Source organism: Mycolicibacterium llatzerense (assembly GCF_025331195.1).
Classification (GTDB): Bacteria; Actinomycetota; Actinomycetes; order Mycobacteriales; family Mycobacteriaceae; genus Mycobacterium; species Mycobacterium llatzerense.
In genome coordinates, this window is record NZ_LXOV01000001.1 from 19,053 (window position 1) to 37,931 (window position 18,879).

Sequence of the window (18,879 nt, forward strand, 5' to 3'; positions counted from 1 at the left end):
CGCTGGGCTGGTACGTCCTTGATTGGATGAGTGAGCTCCTTGCTCGTCCGGCGGTCGATGAGTATGAGCCGTTCTCGCCGTATCGGGAGCAGGAAGACTTCATCCTGCGCTGGTACGAGATCGACCCGCTGACAGGTCGTTTCGTCTACGGCCGTGGGCTGTTGGGTCGGCCTCGAGGTTGGGGTAAGTCGCCGATTCTGGGCGGCTTGTGCATCGTCGAGGGCCTTGCTGACGTGTTGTTCGACGGTTGGGATGCAGACGGGCAGCCGGTTGGTCGTCCGTGGAGGACTGTGCGGACGCCGATGGTGCACGTGGCTGCTGTGTCTGAGGATCAGACGAACAACACGTGGCAGCCGATGATTGAGATGTTGCACGAGGATGCGCCGATCCACAGGGCTTATCCGGGGATTGAGCCGTTCGACACGGTGGTGAATCTGCCGCGCGGGAAGATTGAGAAGCGGACGAGCTCGGGTCGCACTGTGAAGGGTGCGCCGACGACGTTCGCGGTGCTGGATCAGACTGAGGAGTGGGTGCCGTCGAATGGCGGTCCGGCTCTGGCGCAGAAGATTCGGACGAATACCGCGAAGAATGGTGGGCGGACGATTGAGTCGCCGAACGCCTACATTCCTGGCGAGAACTCGGTAGCGGAGAAGTCGGCTGAGACGGCTACGGCGGCGCGTGACGGGCGCACGAAGCTGGATCAGCCAATCCTGTGGGATCACAGGGAGGCTCCGCCCGAGACGGATATCGGCGACCGTGAGTCGTTGGTTCATGGGCTTCGTGTGTCGTACGGGGACTCGTCTGGGCATCCCGACGGTTGTGTGATTCACGATCCGCCGTGTGCGCCTGGGCATGTGGACCTCGAGGCACAAATCGCGGTGATCTGGGACCCGGCGACCGATATTCAGACGGCTCGCAGCGACTACTTGAACCAGATCACCCACGCGTCGGATGCTTGGGTGTCGTCGCCTGAGTGGGGCGCGTGTTTCTCTGGCGCTGCCGGCAAGGTTGAAGGGTTTGTGCCGTTGGCGGACAAGGACGTTATCGTCCTGGGCTTCGACGGTTCTACTGGCCGCAAGAGGGGCAAGGCGGACGCTACGGCGCTGATCGGCTGCCGCGTCAGTGACGGGTACCTGTTCGAGATTGGCGAGCGGTCGGTGTGGGAGCCGCCGCGCAGCGAGATGTCGACGCGAGATCGCGCAAAGACGGGTGACGAGTCGTACTGGCAGCCACCGGTGGCCGAGGTTGATGCGACGATCCGCATGGCGTTCAAGCGGTACACGGTGGTCGGGTTCTATGCGGACCCTTCGGGGTGGACTGAGCAGATCGCGAAGTGGGAAGCGGCTTTCGGTGCCCAGTTGCATCCGAGGGTGAAGGCGTCGGGGCAGTCGAAGATCGCTGCGTGGCCGCGCGGCAAGGACACAAACGCTGTGGAGGCCGTGAAGGCGCTGCACACGGCCATAGAGCATGCCGAGTGCACACATGACGGCTCGACGGCACTTACACGGCACGTGCTGAACGCGCGGAAGCGTCAGGTGCGCGCGGGATATCTGCTCTACAAGTCGTACCCGGATAGTCCGGACAAGATCGACGCCGCGTATGCGGCGGTTATGGCGTGGAAGGCCCGTTTGGACGCGGTTGCGGCCGGGGTTGGACGCCGAAAGAAGCGTGTGGTCGCGCGAATTCGATAGAAAGGGGTGGGTTTTGGCTGACCTCACCCCCGAGGACTGGTTTCAGCGGCTGTCGGCGATGTTCATGTCGCCGACGAGGCCGCAGTGGCAGGACCGTTTGATGCGACCGTCGGTGATCCGGAATTCGGAAGGCGCTGGTCCGGCTCATATTTCGCGGTATTGGACGCCGCGGAATCAGTATCTGGACACGTTGTGGTCGTACAAGGTTGGCGATCCTCCGTTGCCGCAGATTCAGCCTGAGTATGCGGATGCGTTCCGGGATGTGCTGCGCAAGGCTCGGTCGAATTATGCGCCGATGTGTATCGGGGCGATGTTGGATCGGCTTGAGCTCCAAGCCGTGTCGACGCTGGCGGACTCCGACGCTGATGGCGATGATCTGGCTGCCGACATTATGGACGAGACCGGATTCGGCGCCGTCCTGAAGAACCTGTTCGGGTTCGCGCTGTCCATGGGCGAGGGCTACGGCATGGTCGTGCCTGGTGTCAAGGGTGGCGCCACGTTGTCGAGTGGGGCGTTGTCTCCGTCGATTCACGCGATCGACCCGCGGCGCTGCATCGGCATTCCTGACTTGAGTAACCCAGTACGGCTGCGTGCGGCGTTGGTGCGGCAGTACGACTCGATCACCGGCGAATATTCGTCGCACTTCTTCCTGCCGGGGGAGAAGTGGACTCTGAACTGGGATGATGGCCTTCAGAAGTGGAGTGACGCTGTCTACGAGCCAGTCGAGGGGCTGGACGCGCTTGGCGGCATCCCGGTCGTCCGGTTCGACAACCTCGATGGACTGGGCGAGTACGAACCACACCTGGACCTACTTGACCGCATCAACGACACGACCCTGCAACGGATCATCGGGTTCTGGTACCAGGCATTGCGCCAGCGCGCGATGTTCGGCGACGAGGACGAAGGCGACGAGGACGAGCCCGATTCGGCACCGGTCGACTGGAACACGATGCTCAACGCCGGCCCTGGCGCACTGTGGCGGTTCCCGTCCGACTTTAAGTTGCAGGAGTTGCAGCAGGCCGACTTTGGGCCGTTCATCAACGCCAAGCGCGACGACGTCAAGGAATTCGCGGCCGTTACATCCACTCCGCTGCATCTGATCACCCCGGACGCGGCGAACGGGTCCGCTGAGGGCGCTGGTCTGATGCGGGAGTCGCTGACATCGAAGGTTCGCGACCGCCGCACGCGCTGGGCGCCGTCGTTGAAGCTGCTGTGGCGTATCGCGTTCGCGATGGCCGGTGCTGAGGACCGTGGACGCGAGATTCGGCTGCACTGGGGTCCGATCGAGTTCCGGACGTTGGCGGAGAAGGCATCTGCGTCGTCGCAGGCGGCCGGGACGCTATCGCTCGAGGACCGCTGCGACCAGATTTGGGAGATGTCGCCGGACGACACGGCCCGCAACATTCAGCGGCTCACTGCCGACCGGATGCTGAACCTGGGTGCGGCACCGAACAACCAAACCCCGCCGACCGCGGCCCCGGCGCAGACAGTCCCACCCGCCGCTTCCGGTGCCTAGCCAAAACGACCGCCAGGTCGCAATGGAAGCGGCCGCCAAAGCCATCAAGGCAGCCAAAGCCGCAGCGGCAGACCCAGTTCAGGCGACCGCCGTGCTGTCGAATCAAGTCGTTGCGCGACGGCAAGCCCTCGGCGAGGAACTGAAGGCGTGGGCCGGCGACCTGATCGCCGGCGTCACGCTGGAAAACCCGCAGCAGGTCGAAGACTTCGCAATGGAAGTCGCCCAACGCCTAGGGATCGCCCAGCAGGTGATGGGCCGCACGTCGGCGGCGTCTGTGGGCAAGCAGTTGCAGATGCAGGACGTGAAAGTCACTCCCGCACCGGATATTCCACTGGATATCCGTGGCGACTCGGCGCGGCTGACCAAGAAGGGCCTGTTGGTCATTGACCGTCAGGCCGTCAGCGTCCACTACGACATCGGTGACGCCCGCCGCATGACCCCGTCAGACATGACGACGGCGGAAGTACTGAAACGTCCCGCCGCCGTTGCACGTTGGGCTCGGTCGCAAGGCGAACCAGAAGATGTTGCGCGCGAACGTGGCATCGTACGGCTGGACCAGCTCATCGACGACAACCTGATGCTCGCCGAGCGGCTGGGCGGTCAACAGGTGCTCGTCCAGGCCGTCGAACTGGACATCAAGAGAGGCATTGAGCCGCGGGTCATTGGATACCGCAGGGTCATCCACTCCGAGTTCTCCTACGGCGGCACCTGCGGACTATGCATCACGGCGTCGAACCAGATTTACCACTACGCGGAGCTGTTGCCGATTCACAGCAACTGCCACTGCACCATCTCGCCGATCGCCAAGGGCAACGATCCTGGCGCCGCCTTGAACAACTTGGACCTGTCCACGCTGTATGAGGATGCCGGCGGCACTTCGGCGGCGCATTTGAAGCGGACCCGGTACAAGACCAACAAGCACGGCGAGTTGGGCGCGGTGCTGGTGCCGGGGAAGCCGTACAAGGCTCGAGGTGAAAATCAGTCGGCGCCTCAGGTGCGTGTGACGCCGGTAGGCAAGCAGTCTCCGGCCGAGCTTGCGCGACAACTGTTGCCAGGGTTCGAGAAGTCCTTGACTGATCTGCGCGCATCGGGGCTGCCGGACAGCGACCGTCGGATGCGATACCACATGACGCAGATCGCCAAACACAAGGCGGCGCTCGCCGACGAGGCAGCCAAGAGGGAACAGGCGGGTGCCGGCGGCAAGATGCCGCCAGTCAAACCACCAACGGGCGGGCAAGCGGTTCAGGGCGATGACGAACCTCGGCGCGGAAGCGTCGATCGGACCCAGGTCCCGCGGGGGCTAAAGCAGCACGAGATCGATGGCGCCGAGCGCCTGGCCGATCGCGGACACGGCGTCGTGTTCTTGCCGCCGAGTGGCAACGGAACAACCGCCGACATGACGATCGACGGCGAAACATGGGAACTGAAGTCCCCGCACGGCTCTAGCCCCGACTCGATTCCGCGCAACCTACGGAAGGCCACGTCTCAATCGAAGCGAGTCGTACTCGACATGACTGACTCGCCGATACCGTTCGATGAGATAAAGAGCCTGGTGGAACGATATGGACCCCGGTACCATCTGAGGTCAGTCCGCGTCATCCGCGGGGGCGCTCAAGGAATGGATTGGAGGTGGGACGACGATGCAGAACACTGACTTCATTGAAATAAAGGGGCCGGCCTCGCTGGCTGAGCTCGTCGCTGTCGTCGATCCCGCTGCGCCCGCGACCGCCGATGATTACATTGTGCTTCGGGTCAGCCCGACAGTCTCTGTGACCCTTCAGTACGACTCGGTTGACACTGACACCTGGCCGTACATGATCACCGTCGAGTCGAGCTCTGACGATGTGACGCCAGTGCGCGATCAAACGATGCGGCTGTTGGCGAAGCTTCGGCAGCGCAACTGGACCTTGCAGGCCACCTCCGACGCTGATGACTTTCGGCGTCTCATCACGCCGTTTTCCGCGACGGCATAGCTGACACGCGGTCCGTCCGCGCACGCCACGTAATCAACCCCTGAGCACCAGGCTCCGGGGTTGTTTCGTATGCACCGAACTTGCCAGGCGCGGGTGAAACCGCGGGGCTACGCGTTGGGTTCGACTCCCTAAGTACCGCGTCTGGCAACCCTAAGACTTCCGCCGATCGTGGCGGTCGGCCCGTTATGGGCACATCCTCTACCCGATATGGGAGACCCCGTTGTTCATCTCGCCTGCGTTCTCACTTCAGCCACTCACGTCCGCGTCATCGGCTGCGGTTCAGCCGTTTGGATTTGCGCTTCCTAGCCCCGTTATGGGCGCCGAGGATGGCGGTGGCGGCACCGATGCCGGAGCCGGTACTGCGCCAGACGGTGGCGGGCAGCAGCAAGTCACTCAGCAGCCGTCGGGAGCGGACGCCGGCTTCCCGGCGAACACCCCCGTTTCGGAGATGACCGACACGCAGCGTGCCGCGTACTACAAGCACCACAACCGTCAGTCCGACAACAAGCTCGCGGCGTTCAAAGGTGTTACACCCCAGGACGTTGACGCGATGCAGGCGAAAATCCAAGAACTGGAGAACGCTCAGTTGTCGGCTACCGACAAGGCATTGAAAGACGCTGCAACCCAGGCATCTATGGATGCTAAGGCTGCTGCGGACGCCGAGTGGTTGCCGAAATTGCAGGCTGCGCAACTGAAGTCGATCGCAGCACCGATTCTCAATGACGCCGAGCGCCTGAATGACTTCCTGGAGATGGTCAATCCGGCGAACTTCGTCGGTGAGAACGGGGAGATCGACGAGGGCAAGGTCGCGACCAAGTTGAAGTCGCTGTTCGGCGCACAGTCCCAGCAGCAGCAACAGCCGGCGCGGAACTGGGGTCAGCACTCAGGAGGGACGGGGACACCCGCAACACCCGGCTCTGCCGGGAAGGCCGAAGCCGCAAAGCGTTTCGGCTCGAAAACCTAACCAATAGGAAGGAGCATTGTCATGTCGACCGACATTTCGATGCAGACTACGACCTATCAGGTCGGCAACCGGCAGTGGCTCCTGGCCGAGCCGGACGTCAAGCTCAATGTGACGCTGGACATCAGCAAGTTCACCTCGGGCACCCACTACCCGAACGGCTACATCCCGTCCGGAACCGTCATCGGCAAGGTCACCGCGACCGGCCTGTACGGCCCGTACGACGCCGCGGCCTCCGACGGCACCCAGACCGCCACCCACATCACCTACGGCGACGTCCGAGCGGTCCGCCAGAACGGCACCACCGCATCGAAGGTCGGCACCGGCGGCGTTGCCTATGACGCCATCGTGTCGATCAGCAAGCTGCCGTTCGCAACCGGAACCGGCATCAAGGGCGCCCTCGATGGCACCTCCAACACCGGAACCGTCACCGCCGCAGCCAGTTTGACCGCGGCGAAGTCGGCTCTGGCCCAAATCCGGTTCGAAGCCTGAGAGGAGCAGTAGACCATGGCACTTTTCTTGGACGGCCCACTGCCGCTGGAAGACGTTCTGACGTTCGTGCAGCAGGTTCCCCTGCCGTCGAACAACCGACTGACCGAGATGTTCCCTCGCCGCACCTTCAACAGCGACGAGATCGACTTCGCGACCATCACGCAGACCAACCGGGCAGCCAAGTTCCGCAACTGGGACGGCAACTTCTGGGTGGCCCCGCGGGATTCGGGCTCGGAGAAGCGCGTCCGGATGCTGCCCCTCGGTGGACAGCTCGGCGTCGGAGAGTACGAGCGCCGGCAGATTGAGATGGCCCGCTACGGCGGCACCATCCAGTCCATCCTGGTCGACGCGATCTACAACGACCTGGAGAACCTGACCCGGTACGTGCAGAACCGCGTCGAACTCGCCTGGGGCGACGTCCTCGCCGATGGTGTGCTCACCATCAATGAGAACGGCGTGCAGCAGCAGGTCGACTACGCCATCCCCGCCGGTAACCTGGTGACCGCGCCGACCCTGTGGTCGACCACCACCACCAGCGACCCGCTGACGGACCTGATCGGCTGGTACGACGTGTACGTCGCGCTCAACGGCAGCGGTCCGGGCCAGTTCCTCTGCTCGCTGGCCACTGCACGCTACTTGCAGCGGAACACCAAGCTGATCAATGCCATCAAAGGTGCCAACACCGGTGTCACCAACGTGACCCTGGAAGACATCTCGGCGCTGTTCAACTCGTACGGCCTGCCGTCGATCTCGATGGGCTCCGTGTACAACAGCAACTTCGACGTCGATGGCTCCACGGTCCCCGCGCTGCCGGCGAACAAGTTCTTCTTCCTGCCGTCGGACCTGTCCACTCTGGGCTTCACCGCCTGGGGCACTCCGACCACGGTGATGGAGCTCGGCGCGAACAACATTCAGGTCGAGTCCGCGGCAGGGATCATCGGCATGCTGGTCCGCGAGGAGCAGCCTCCGTTCCAGAAGCGGACCTTCGTGGATGCGGTGGCTCTGCCGGTTCTGGCTGATCCCCGCAAGATTCTCGTTGCGACGGTGGCCTGATCGTGTCGAAGGTTCTAGGGCAGTACGCCGTTCATCTCGTTGATGATGGCGGCGCACTGCGCTCTTTCCTGCCTGGTGATGTGGTTCCGGACTGGGCCGCCAAGCTCATGGGTCCGCATTGCTTCGCCGACGGCGAGTCCGCCGATGTGGAGGTTCCGGCTGCTGATCCGGTGGGGCCTCCGCCCAAGGCGGGCAAGGGGTCTGGCGAGGACAAGTGGCGCGCCTATGCCGAGCAGAAGGGCGTGGACGTGTCCAGTGCGGAAGGTCGCGATGACGTGATCGATCTGCTCGATCAGGCAGGTGTGCCGGTCGAATGACCCACCCCGTTGCGCCGGCTAAGTTCGTTCACCCGGACGACGTCGCCGCGCGCTTCGAAGGTGACATCCCCGGCGACAAGCTGCCACGTGTGCAGCTGCTCATCGAGGATGTCGAGTCGACCCTGATCGGTCTGGTGCCGTCTTTGGCGGTGCCGGCCGATCAGGTCGACCCGGACCGGCTCCTGCGCGTCAAGGCACTGGTGTGCGCGAAAGTGCTGGAGCTGTACCGCAATCCAGACGGCGCGTCGCAGACGTCACAGGCGATGGAGTCGATGTCAGTGTCGCGGTCCTACTACCGCGACATCTCCCGTGGCTCGATTTCGTTCACGGAAGCAGAGCTGCGCACTGTGCAGTTGCGGACGAAGCGTTCGAAGTTCGGGACGGTGCCGATCGGGCCGTGGCGAGTCGGGTGCTGACATGCCAGTCCTGATCGCCGATTTCGCGACGAAGGTCCCGTTCAGCCGGCCAACTGAGAGTGCGTTCGGCGACGTCACGACACCGGCGCTGGGTGATACGCCGGCGGTGGTATCGATCCAGACCGGATCGGTCACCCTCGGCGACGGACCGGGATACACGCAAACCGGCGTCGTATTCACGCCGCGGAACCTTGACCGTCGCGAAGGCGACACGTTCGTCTACAACGGCGCCACCTACGTCCTCGTGGGCGCACGCCGAGGAGACCACCCCCAGCCATTCACCGGTGACGACTTCGGCTGGGTGGTGCACAGCATCAAGAGGCTTCCCTGATGCCGAACCCGTTCTCCGAGTACGGGATATCGGATGAGGAAGTCGCCAAGGCAATCCGCGAGTCGGCCGAGGTCGATGTTGAACTGCGCAAGTTCGCCGAGGAAGTCGTCGAGGTGTGGCGCGCAAACTCTCCCATCCGAACGGGCGAGTACGCAGCCTCGGTGAAGGTGCTCAAGGTGCGTCACGGCAAGGCCGTCGTGGGCACGCGGTACTGGAAAGCGCACATGATCGAGTACGGCACCGGGCCAGACACCAAGGACGGCAGCCGCTTCGGTCCGAACACCCCGACACCGGAGTTCGCGCCCGGTGCCAAAACAGCCGCACACTTCGGCGGCACACTCGACGAAACCGGCATCGAAGCGGACCTGTCATGACCGTCGAACTCTACGACCAGGACACCCCCGACGTCGCCGACTTCGTGATCACCTGGCTGCTCCCTCTCGGCAACACCTGGTCCAAACACCCCGTTGACGACAAGTCGTTCCCATACCGGGTGGTCAACCCGCTGGTCGACGCCGACTACGTGGACGGGATGAACTCCGAAGCACTGGTGTCGGTGCACACGATGCACCGCACATTCGGCGAAGCGAAAGCCGAAGCTAAGCGAACACACCGCCGAATGTTGCTGCTGGCCAACAACCCTTCCATCAACATCGTCATGCCCGATGGGCAGACCGCCAACGCCGACTACGTCGACGTTGTACAAAAACCACTCCACGCGGACTACGGCGATACCGACACTCAACGGTTCGTCGCCCGCTACCGAGTGGGCTTCTCATACGTCACCGTCTCCTGATTTGACGGTGCGCCGTCCACCGTGGCGGCACTCTTCCAGCGCCTTTATCCATGCCGGATTGCATTCCGGTGCAACCACTTTGTGGAAGGAATACCACTATGGCGATCCCCGCAACCGGCAAGACAATGGCAGCCGCCGGGTATCTCGACAATGATTCGCGCAAGCTTGAGCGTGGCAAGGTTGTGGCGATGTTCGTCCGCGACAACCGTGGCGCGTTGACGAACATTTCGCCCCAAAACCCGAACGGCACGAAGGCATGGTCGCCGCTCGCCACTGACGGCCAAATCCGCGACGACCTTCAGTTGTTCAAGAAGGTCGCGGGCGTGTGGCAGTTGAACCCGTCGCCGAACGAGGGGTTTATCCGGTTCGGTGCGTTCCATGAGGGCGACGGTCCGACGACGATGTCGAAGACCGACACCGATGATCTGATGATTGAGCAGCAGGACGATCCGTACGACACGGTGATCACGAAGCGGGACAAGACGTTCAAGGTGTCGACGGTGGAGACGCTGGAGGATGCGTGGCGCCGGCTGCGTGACAACCTGCCGTTCACTGATTCGAATGGCAACAACCTGGTGCAGTTGCCGGGGGCGTCGTTCGATGGTTGGGGTGAGCCGGTTGGTGCCGACCTGGTGGACCGTCAGGTGTTGATCGTCCGCGAGTTCTCCCGTCCGGGCGGCAAGAAGGCGTACACCGTCAAGGGGTACTCGCTGTGCCGCCGCACTGAGGTGGGCGACCTGAAGATGTCGAAGAAGGACGCGGAGACCGCCGATTTCACGTTCAAGTCTCTGAATGACCCGTTCTTCATGGGTGTGATTGTGGGTGCACAGGGGGCGCAGTATCAGCCGATCAATGGCATGTACGAGTGGAAGTCGGAGATCGGTGTGTACACGGCGCCGACGACTCAGTACACGGTGGGTGTGGGTGCGGCTTCGGCTGGCACGTTTACGTTGTCGTATGGCGGTGTCGGTCCGTCGTCGACGATCGCGTTCAATGCTGCTGGTTCGGCGGTGAAGTCGGCTCTGGTCGCGATTGATGACGGCTACACGGCGAGCGACTTCTCGGTCACTGGTTCGGCTCCGACGTGGACCGTGACGGTTCCGTCGTCCGGGAAGGCGCTGACGGGCGACGGCACTGGCCTGACTGGTGGCGATCTGACTGTCACCCCGGTCTAACCAAGCTCCCGCTGGGTGCGTGTGCTGGACACGTACCCAGCGGGCTCACCGATTCATCTCCAGCGCAACCAATTCCAGCAACTCAAGCAACGAGAGGTTCATCCAGCATGCCCGAAAACGAGTCCACGCCCATCGACCCCGAAGCACTCGATGCCGCACGTGAGCAGGCGAAGGATTTCGATTCGTTCCTGCGGCCGGTCCTGGTGCCAACCAAAGACGGCGGCTTCTTCGAGGTCGACCATCCGGGCATGCTCGATGACGATGCGTCTGAGGCTTACCAGGAGCTGCGCCACACCTTCAACCAGTGCGACCGAGTCACCCAGGACGTACCGGAGACGACCGTCACGCTGAAGGACGGCACGACCACAACCATGCAGGCGCACACTGTGACTGGTCGATTCGTAGACCCGTATCAGAAGGACGGCGTGCGGATGACGCCGTCGTTCAACATTCAGATGGCCAAGATTCTGCTGGGCACTCCCGAGCGGTATGAGGAGTTCAAGAAAGCCGGCTGCACGTCGAACGCGCTGGCGATGGCGCTGGATATGCGGGCCGAGGAGATGCGGAAGCGTACCCGCGACGACTCGAAAAGTGCTGGCGGCCCTGTGGTTTCTAAAGCGGTGGCCGAAACAGATTGAGTCCGACCTCTGGGCTGACCGCACGATTCTGCGGGACTGGCACAGAGGGACGAGGGACGAGCATGGGCGGCTGATGGTCACCAGCCGAGAACTGTTGGTGCGGCTGGAGTATTTGCCCGATGACGGCGCTTTCAAGATGGCATTGCAGGGTCGCGAGGGTGACTGGTCGGAGTTGATGCAAGTCCTCGCGAAGATTCAAGAGGACCAAGCGCTGTATCACGCGTGGAAGTACGGCAAGGACACGGCTCAGACGTTCCTGTCGCCGAAGCAGCGGTGGGAAGCGTTCCAAGAGCAGGCGGAAAAAGACGATGCGCTGGAGTACGCGCTGAGCCTGGCCGACGAAGACGAGTGGTGAAAGGTGGTGTGAGCGTTGGGTATCAGCCTTCCGATTGGATCCCATCTCGATGATACGCAGGCGCGCCGTACCACTCGTCAGGCTGAGGACTACTTCTCAACTGCTGGTCGGCGGGCGGGGGACGAGTTCTCGCGCCAGGTGAACCAGGGCCTCGGCAAGGTTGATACCGATAAGTCGCGCGCTCAGGCTGCCCTGCTCGAGCGGGCGTACGACAAAGCGGCCGATGCCGCAGGAAACCTTCGTAGGGAAGAGGCGCGGCTAGAAGAGGTCAACGCCAAGGCTAATGCCACCAATGCGCAGAAGATCGCCGCCGCCGAACGATTCGAGAAGGCTAGGCGTGCTGAGGCGCGGGCGACCCGCGAAGCGGTGAACGCACTGCGTGAACATGAGAATGAAAGTCGCGCAGCAGCGTTCAGTCTCGACTCTCTGTCTACCGCCACCTCGGCCGCTGAACGGAACATGGCGAACCTATCCACGGCGGCGACCGGTGCGGGGTCGTCGATTGCGTCGTCGTTCAACCCGGCAGGCATCGCGGCTGTTGGCGCGGCGATTGTTGGTGCGGCGACCGTGGGAACGGTGGCTATCGGCGCCCTCGGTGGTGCTATCGCTGAACTGTCTGGCGTGCTGGGTACGTTGCCCGGTTTGGGTGTTGCGGGTGCGGCGGCAGTCGGGACGCTCACTCTCGCAACGCAGGGATTCTCGGATGCCCTGGGCGACATCAGGGACTCGAAGAAGTTCAACGAGGACTTGAAGCAGCTGTCGCCGAACGCCGCCCAGGCGGCGTCTGCGATCCAGCAATTGTTGCCGTCGTTTGATGGTCTGCGGTTCGCGACGTCGGATTCATTGTTTGCGGGTGTGGGGCAGCAGCTTACGCAACTCTCCAACACGTATTTGCCGGCGGTTCAGCAGATGACCACGAGTATCGCCGGTTCGTTCAACCAGATGTTCTCTGGTGTCGCGAATCAGCTGATGACGCCAGAAACCCAGGGCGCGATCCAGTCGACCATGACGAACATCGGGCAGGCGTTCCAGAACCTGGTGCCGGCGATCGGTCCGGTGACGAAGGCGATCGGCGACCTGGTGAACGTGTCGTCGGGGTTCTTGCCGGGGTTTGCGACGGCGATTGCTAATGCGGCGACGGCGTTTTCGAACTTCGTGTCGGATACATCGAAGACTGGCGAGCTGAAGCAGTGGATTACCGATGGAGTCGACGCGCTCAAGCAATTAGGGACGCTACTGCCGGACCTCAAGAACATGTTCAGCGACTTCAAGGCGAACGGCAAAGACGGCATGGACGTCGTCGTCGGTGCCACCCGCGTGCTGATCAAGGTCTTGGGCGGCATCGCCGACATCTTTGGTGATCTCAGTCGCGGCTGGAAGATGCAGGCCAATGTCGCCGCAATGTCGTTCGGGATGATCGAGAAAGCGATCAGTGCCGCGCTGACACCCATGCGCGAGATCATCAAACTGAACAACCGGTTGAATCCGCTGTTCAAGATTCCCGAGATTCCAGACTTCGGCCCGAAGCAGATCACCGTGCCGTTCCCAGATACGCAGTTCGGGATGCCGGGGACTACTTCCGGACGTGCCGTGCGGGACATGGATGCCGGCACAGTCCCTTCTGGTCCTGGCGGCTTGGGCAATACCGTGGGTATGACACCTGGGCCCGGTGCGGTTAACCAGATGTTCTTGCCCGACCAGGCCAAAGCTGGTGGGTCGAAGAAGCAGCCGTTGCCGACGGTGGCTGCGGCCGGCCAGGATCCGATGTCACTGCTTCAGGGCTTCCCGGCTACGGCGTCGCTCTATGGCGCGGCTGGTTCGGTGCTGGATAACCAGCAGAAGGTTGCGCAGGCCAAGAGCGATCTGAACACCCTCGAGAAGGCGAATGTTCGCGATGAGGATGCGATCACCGCGAAGCGCAACGAGTTGGCGCGGGCTGAACGCGAGGAGCATGAGTCTGAGCTGCGGCTGACGGAGGCCAAGCAGCAGGCGGTTCAGAAGTCGCTCAAGGGTATGCAGACCGCGAGTGGTGAGTTGCAGCAGCTCGGCGTCGAGCTCGATAAGGACTTCGGTATCTCCAAGGGGCTGGGCGGGATCATCGAGAACGCGGTCAAGGCGCTCGGCAACGCTCTGGCGGCACCGTTCTTGCAGGCGTTGGGTTTTGTGGCGAAGGCGAACCCGAACGAGGGTTCCGGTCTGGTTGGGATCGCTGCCGCCAACGGCGCGTTCGGTTCCCAGTACACCCCGGGTGCTATTGCCATGATGCAGGCGTCTCAGCGGGGCGGTGGGAACTCTTTTGTGGGATTGCCGGGGACGCGCGGCGGGCAACCGTACGGACTGCCGGCCGGAACGGATACCGGTGGTTATGGCTCCAGCGGACCGGCGTTTCCGCAGTGGGTGCACAACCTCGAGCAAGCGTTCGGCGTCAAGGCATCCACCTATGCCGGTCATCAGGAGTCGGATCGCAACGAGCCTGGCTACGCGCCGAATCCGATGCACCAGAACCGGGGGATCGACTGGTCTGGTTCGCCGGAAGCGATGCAGCGTTTCGCCACCTACATGGCGAGCCAGCCGAATGCCGAGCAGGTCATCTATCAGAACCCGCTGACCGGACAGGCGAAGGAAGCTGTTGCTGGACAGGCGCGCCCGGGGTACTTCGCTGACCAGCTATCTGGGCATCAGAAGCATGTGCACACCCGCCAGGCGTATTCGATTGGCGAACAAGGATTGCCGCAGGGCGCGGATCAGGCGACCGGATCGCTGAATAGCCTTGCAAGCGCGGCCAACTCGGCCGCAAGTGCGCTCGGCGGTGGTCTGTCTACGCAGCAGTGGAACAACATCGCAGGCGCGGAGGCTAGTGGAAACTGGCAGGCGAACACGGGCAACGGGTTCTATGGCGGCCTGCAGATCATGCCGTCGACATGGAATGCGTTCGGTGGACCGCAGTATGCACCGCGCGCTGACCTCGCGTCGCCGGAGCAGCAGATGGCGGTCGGTAACAACATCTTGGCTGGGCAGGGTCCTGGTGCGTGGCCCGCGACGTCGGCGGCGCACCCTGAGTGGTTCCAGCCTGGTGTAGGCATCCCCGCAAGCATGGGACCTGGTGGCGGCGGGATGATGCCGGGAATGGGTCCGCCGCAAGGGCTCCCTGGTGTCGGTCTCGGCAACGTGTACCCGTCGCAGGGTGGCAACTCGGGCAACATCCTCGGCGGTATGGCGATGGACGGCATCATGGCTGCTACATCCGGCCTGGACATGTTGGCGCCTGGTACTAGTGCGGCGGCGAAGATCGGTATTCAGGTCGCCAACCGCACCATCGGATACGCCGCTCAGAACGCGGGCATCCTCGCCAACGGCGTCGGCGAGTTCTTCTCCGTTGGAGACAACCCCAAGGGCAGCATCGGTGCTGGGTGGCTGGGGAAGTTGGCCGGTGGTATCGCTGGTGCCGCACCCGCGCTGCCGAACTTGGCAGCCAAGAAAGCACCGGAACAACCCGCCGGCGGTCAGCAGCAGGGCGGCGGCAACACCTACGGCGACACGAACATCAACGTGACCGCGCGTGAGGGTGCGTCCGGTCAGGAGCATGGTGAGCAGATCGCCGCGGAACAGGGCCGCATATGGTCACCGGCGGGCAGCCAGTGACCGCGCCGTTGAGGATTCCCGCGAATCCGGTGACGCCGCACGGGGCGTACTACTACCTCAACGGGAATATTCCGCGGGTCCGGCTGACGTCGTTCGACCGCTCGGTGATTATCGAGCTGATGGGCGGCGGGTCGATCGCTGACAGATATGCATCACCGGAGTGTGTTCTGCTTGCCGATGCACCGAAAGGTGTTGCCGGGGCGTGGAAGCTGGTTGATCAGCAGGGCGCGAACGAAGATGGCGTGACGTTCCTGTTCGCGGTGAATGAGGCGATGGAAACCACCCTGCCGTTGATCTTGGTGGGGCGTGACGGGGCGCATGTGGCGCAGGTCCGGCAGGCGTTGGTGGGATCTGTCGATAAGACGAAGCTGTCCCGGTTGTCGTGGTGGACACAGGATTTGGGCTACTGGTGGGGCGATGTGCGGCATGCGCGCCCGTCGGTGGCTGGCTACGGCATTGGCAACAAGCGTCGCGCGGAGAGGTATGACCTGCATCTTCGGGTCGATGGTGGTTTCTGGCGGACCTTCGACCACGTCGACGAGTTCCGGCTGCCGTACGACGCGATGAAAGACACCTTCGACACGGATTACGTCGAGGACAAGAACTGTGGCCCCAACTGGCCGCTGTACTTCACCGGCCCGGGCGGCGGCTACCCGTACACCCTGCGGGGTGCGATGCGGTGGCGGGACGATCCGACTCGGATGCTGTTCACCGAGCCCCGCTCGTTCGTCGCCGGCCCGTACCGCGATTTCCAGACGGCCACCGACAACCAGGTCATCAGCATCGTGTTCGACTCCCTGCAGGAGTGGGGCGCGTCGAACGATATCTGGGGCCGCAAGGGACGCACCGCGACGGGCCAGTGGAACGGTTACGGTGTCCGCGCCCGGATCACCGGCCCTTGGATTGAGGTCGCGGCGTACAACAACTTCCACAAGACGATCATCGCGCAGGGATTCGCGTCGATTCCGTTGCCGCCGACCCCGGGGGAGCGGTACCGGTTGGAGTGCGGCGGCCTGGACAAGGACGGCAACTTCAACCCGCGTATCTTACGTGTTCGTCGTGGTGGGGCAACGATTTTCACCGCGAAGGACAAGGGCGGGGTGTCGTCGTTGGGTGCGTCGTTCCGTGGTGTTGGTACGGGTGGGCAGGCTGCGGGTGCGCTCGTCACGCAGGGCACGCCGGCGTCGCTGCGGGAAGTGTCGGCCGGCGACCTGACATCAGCGGCACCCACGGGGTACCTCACTCGCATCAACGTCGGCGATCAGGACATGCCGGACCGCTACACCCTGTACGGTCCGGGCACGTTCGAGATCGCGTCCGGGCCGGGTGCTAAGCAGGTGGTGAAGATCGGGCCGCTGCTGCCGAACCAGGTGGTGCAGATCCGCACCGACGGCACGAAGCGCCGCATCATCGACCTGACGTCGATCCCGCCGACCGCCGCCGAGCTGCTCGAGTACAAGAAGGCGCTGGCCGAGCTGGATTCGTACGCGCCGATCAAGAACATCGGTCCGACGCGGCAGGCGAATGCCAGCGAGTTCGGAGTTGTTCCGCCGCAAGGGAATCTGCATCGGATCATCGACGGCTGGTTCACGCATCCGATCCCTGCGAAGTCTCCGGGTGGCAAGGCGAAGGAGTACCGCGTGGCGTGCAAGATCACCGGTGGTAACCCTGACTCTCGGATCATCGCCGCCGGCACACCGCTGCGGAAGATGCCCTTCTAGCCATGGCCCATGGTTTCGCCGCCCAGTTCACTGGAGCGGCTAGTTCAGGCTGCCCGCGATGAAGCTCACCGACGGCGAGATCGAGCGGTGGAAGCGGGACCTGGATTCGGGTGATAAGTGGCGTGAAGCCGAAGCGGCTGAGGTTCTGTCCGAGTCGTTCTCGACGGACGACACCGACCACATCATCACCGCGTGCGACTACCTGTGGCGTGAGGTCGATCGCATCGGCGACTTCATTGAGTTGACGTACACGATCCCGAGAAACCTTGCCCCACAGGCAACCTTGACGATCAAGGCCGATCACCATCTCGTCCCGCTGTTCCGCACATGTACGCAGACGATGGTCGGAATCACCATTGAGACTGCGGGTATCTCGGAGGCGTTCTACGTCAAGCGGCATCGGGAGAAGCTGGGCCCGGACGGTGTTTGGACGCATGTCCTGGAGCTCGTCGGCATCTACGACATTTTGAACTACCTGGTCATCTGGCCGTCGTGGTACCTGCCGATCCAATCGCAGCCCTTTTCGCACGCGATCTACGCGGCGCCGATTTGCACGGCGATCGAGTCGATGGCGGCGGAACAGTCGCTGCGTATCCAGTCGGGCATGTGGGAGTTCGTCAACAACGCGCTCTCGCTGAATCCGGATGTGCGGTCCTACTTCGGCACCGTGCTACAGGCGATCAAGCGTGACGGCAAGCCGTCGACGATCCTGAAAACGCCTCTCTACGTTGTCCGTACGGGTCTGCTGCGTGACAGTTCGCAGATCTACGTGAAGACCGTCCGGATGCAGACGGTTGGTCAGATCATCACTGAGATCACCGCGGCCTACGGCGTGGATGTTCGGGTGTATCTGTGGCGGCCGGGAATGCCGCAGCCGGACAAGTGGGCGAACCTCGAGGTCCCGACCTATGTGATGGTCGTCAAGGACCGCACGCAGATCGAGGGGCCCACCAAGAGCGTTCTGGATTCGGCGCTGCGGCTGGTCGTTGACGTGCAGGGTTCACTGTTGGGCAATACCCTGGCGCCGCTGCTGAATCCGGATGGCAAGTACGCGCCTGAGGGTCTGTATATCGCGCCTCGGCTGGGCATCGAGTTCGCGATGCCGTACGCGATGATCGTCACCCCGGACTACGTGATCACCGAGGATGGTGACGTCGTTCGGGAGAAGTCGCCGTTGGTGTCGTGCGAGATCGCGCACAACACACCCCTTGGGTGGCAACACATTATCGGCGGAAAATCACCAAAGTGGTTGAACGACTTGATAAATGCGTTCTTCGCCTACGTGATTGACGTAGCCATGATAGTGATCGGGTTTACGGGCGTGCCGTCAAATCTGCTCGACGGCTTCATGAACGACAGCTTCCTTGCGTTCCAGTTGATCGAGCACTACACGCGGCGCAACAGTGTCGGCCCGTACCACCCGGCGATCGAGGTGTTCACCTCCACCAACAGTGCCCCGTACAACGTCGAGGCCCTGTTCCAGTTCATCCAAGTGCTTTGGAACAGCAGGGGTTACACGACTGCGATCGCGACGTTCCGTGGTCAGAACGGCCCATACAAGCTCGGTCGCGACATCTTCCCGGGCGCGCTGTTCATCCTGGTCTACGCGTCCCGGACGAAGCTCTACACCGACTACATCGAGTTGGTCAGCGGCAAAGTCAACCGCAACACGCGTGAGTTGACGGTGCAGATGGGTGACGGGAAGCCGCTAGAGCACCCAATTGCCCAGATTCGCAGGAACATCAGCGAGACCATGGCCGCGATCAACGTGGCCTCGCTCGCGCCCAATAGTGGTTAATCCG

Annotated in this window: 18 protein-coding genes; all 18 read left to right on the forward strand. The window is 62.8% G+C overall.

The window, feature by feature from the left end; translation table 11 throughout:
- Window positions 1-26 precede the first annotated feature (26 nt).
- The 18 genes from A7G45_RS00180 to A7G45_RS00265 all read left to right on the forward strand — a co-directional run bounded on the left by A7G45_RS00180 (window position 27) and on the right by A7G45_RS00265 (window position 18,875).
- Window positions 27-1,691 (forward strand): terminase large subunit domain-containing protein, encoded by a 1,665-nt coding sequence (locus A7G45_RS00180; RefSeq protein ID WP_260932078.1) that lies wholly within the window; start codon window positions 27-29, stop codon window positions 1,689-1,691.
- A 13-nt stretch (window positions 1,692-1,704) separates the two neighbouring features.
- Window positions 1,705-3,207: a phage portal protein gene (locus A7G45_RS00185; protein WP_260932081.1), complete on the forward strand. Its 1,503-nt coding sequence runs from the start codon at window positions 1,705-1,707 to the stop codon at window positions 3,205-3,207.
- Between the two features lie 22 nt (window positions 3,208-3,229).
- Entirely contained in the window at window positions 3,230-4,861 is a 1,632-nt protein-coding gene (locus tag A7G45_RS00190; RefSeq protein ID WP_260932082.1) for a CdiA C-terminal domain-containing protein, read from the forward strand.
- On the forward strand, window positions 4,848-5,180 hold the full coding sequence (locus A7G45_RS00195) for a hypothetical protein (RefSeq protein ID WP_260932084.1): 333 nt from the start codon (window positions 4,848-4,850) through the stop codon (window positions 5,178-5,180). The genes A7G45_RS00190 and A7G45_RS00195 overlap by 14 nt, the downstream gene beginning before the upstream one ends.
- A gap of 313 nt (window positions 5,181-5,493) precedes the next feature.
- Window positions 5,494-6,144, forward strand: coding sequence for a hypothetical protein (locus tag A7G45_RS00200; RefSeq protein ID WP_260932086.1), 651 nt, complete (start codon window positions 5,494-5,496; stop codon window positions 6,142-6,144).
- 21 nt (window positions 6,145-6,165) lie between these two features.
- The gene (locus A7G45_RS00205) at window positions 6,166-6,633 is read left to right on the forward strand and encodes a head decoration protein (protein ID WP_260932087.1); all 468 of its coding nucleotides are present in this window, start codon (window positions 6,166-6,168) and stop codon (window positions 6,631-6,633) included.
- Window positions 6,634-6,648: 15 nt separating this feature from the next.
- Window positions 6,649-7,686, forward strand: a complete 1,038-nt coding sequence (locus A7G45_RS00210; protein WP_260932088.1) for a major capsid protein — start codon at window positions 6,649-6,651, stop codon at window positions 7,684-7,686.
- 2 nt (window positions 7,687-7,688) lie between these two features.
- The gene (locus tag A7G45_RS00215) at window positions 7,689-8,003 is read left to right on the forward strand and encodes a hypothetical protein (RefSeq protein WP_260932090.1); all 315 of its coding nucleotides are present in this window, start codon (window positions 7,689-7,691) and stop codon (window positions 8,001-8,003) included.
- Window positions 8,000-8,419, forward strand: coding sequence for a hypothetical protein (locus A7G45_RS00220; RefSeq protein ID WP_260932092.1), 420 nt, complete (start codon window positions 8,000-8,002; stop codon window positions 8,417-8,419). Before A7G45_RS00215 ends, A7G45_RS00220 begins: the two co-directional genes overlap by 4 nt.
- A gap of 1 nt (window position 8,420) precedes the next feature.
- The gene (locus A7G45_RS00225; protein WP_260932093.1) at window positions 8,421-8,750 is read left to right on the forward strand and encodes a hypothetical protein; all 330 of its coding nucleotides are present in this window, start codon (window positions 8,421-8,423) and stop codon (window positions 8,748-8,750) included.
- Window positions 8,750-9,124, forward strand: coding sequence for an HK97 gp10 family phage protein (locus A7G45_RS00230; RefSeq protein WP_260932095.1), 375 nt, complete (start codon window positions 8,750-8,752; stop codon window positions 9,122-9,124). Before A7G45_RS00225 ends, A7G45_RS00230 begins: the two co-directional genes overlap by 1 nt.
- Window positions 9,121-9,546 carry a hypothetical protein gene (locus tag A7G45_RS00235; protein WP_260932098.1) on the forward strand — a complete coding sequence of 142 codons (426 nt, stop codon included), beginning with the start codon at window positions 9,121-9,123 and terminating at the stop codon, window positions 9,544-9,546. The genes A7G45_RS00230 and A7G45_RS00235 overlap by 4 nt, the downstream gene beginning before the upstream one ends.
- 98 nt (window positions 9,547-9,644) lie before the next feature.
- The gene (locus A7G45_RS00240) at window positions 9,645-10,721 is read left to right on the forward strand and encodes a hypothetical protein (RefSeq protein WP_260932101.1); all 1,077 of its coding nucleotides are present in this window, start codon (window positions 9,645-9,647) and stop codon (window positions 10,719-10,721) included.
- Window positions 10,722-10,828: 107 nt separating this feature from the next.
- A complete protein-coding gene (locus tag A7G45_RS00245; protein ID WP_260932104.1) occupies window positions 10,829-11,359 on the forward strand; it encodes a hypothetical protein in 531 nt (176 codons plus the stop codon).
- Between the two features lie 73 nt (window positions 11,360-11,432).
- Complete coding sequence (locus tag A7G45_RS00250; RefSeq protein WP_260932105.1) at window positions 11,433-11,714, forward strand: hypothetical protein; 282 nt, start codon at window positions 11,433-11,435, stop codon at window positions 11,712-11,714.
- 138 nt (window positions 11,715-11,852) lie between these two features.
- Entirely contained in the window at window positions 11,853-15,356 is a 3,504-nt protein-coding gene (locus A7G45_RS32445) for a transglycosylase family protein (RefSeq protein ID WP_308203966.1), read from the forward strand.
- Window positions 15,353-17,077, forward strand: coding sequence for a DUF7257 domain-containing protein (locus A7G45_RS00260; RefSeq protein ID WP_260932108.1), 1,725 nt, complete (start codon window positions 15,353-15,355; stop codon window positions 17,075-17,077). Before A7G45_RS32445 ends, A7G45_RS00260 begins: the two co-directional genes overlap by 4 nt.
- A gap of 58 nt (window positions 17,078-17,135) precedes the next feature.
- On the forward strand, window positions 17,136-18,875 hold the full coding sequence (locus tag A7G45_RS00265; RefSeq protein ID WP_260932111.1) for a Gp37-like protein: 1,740 nt from the start codon (window positions 17,136-17,138) through the stop codon (window positions 18,873-18,875).
- The last annotated feature ends 4 nt before the right edge of the window (window positions 18,876-18,879 follow it).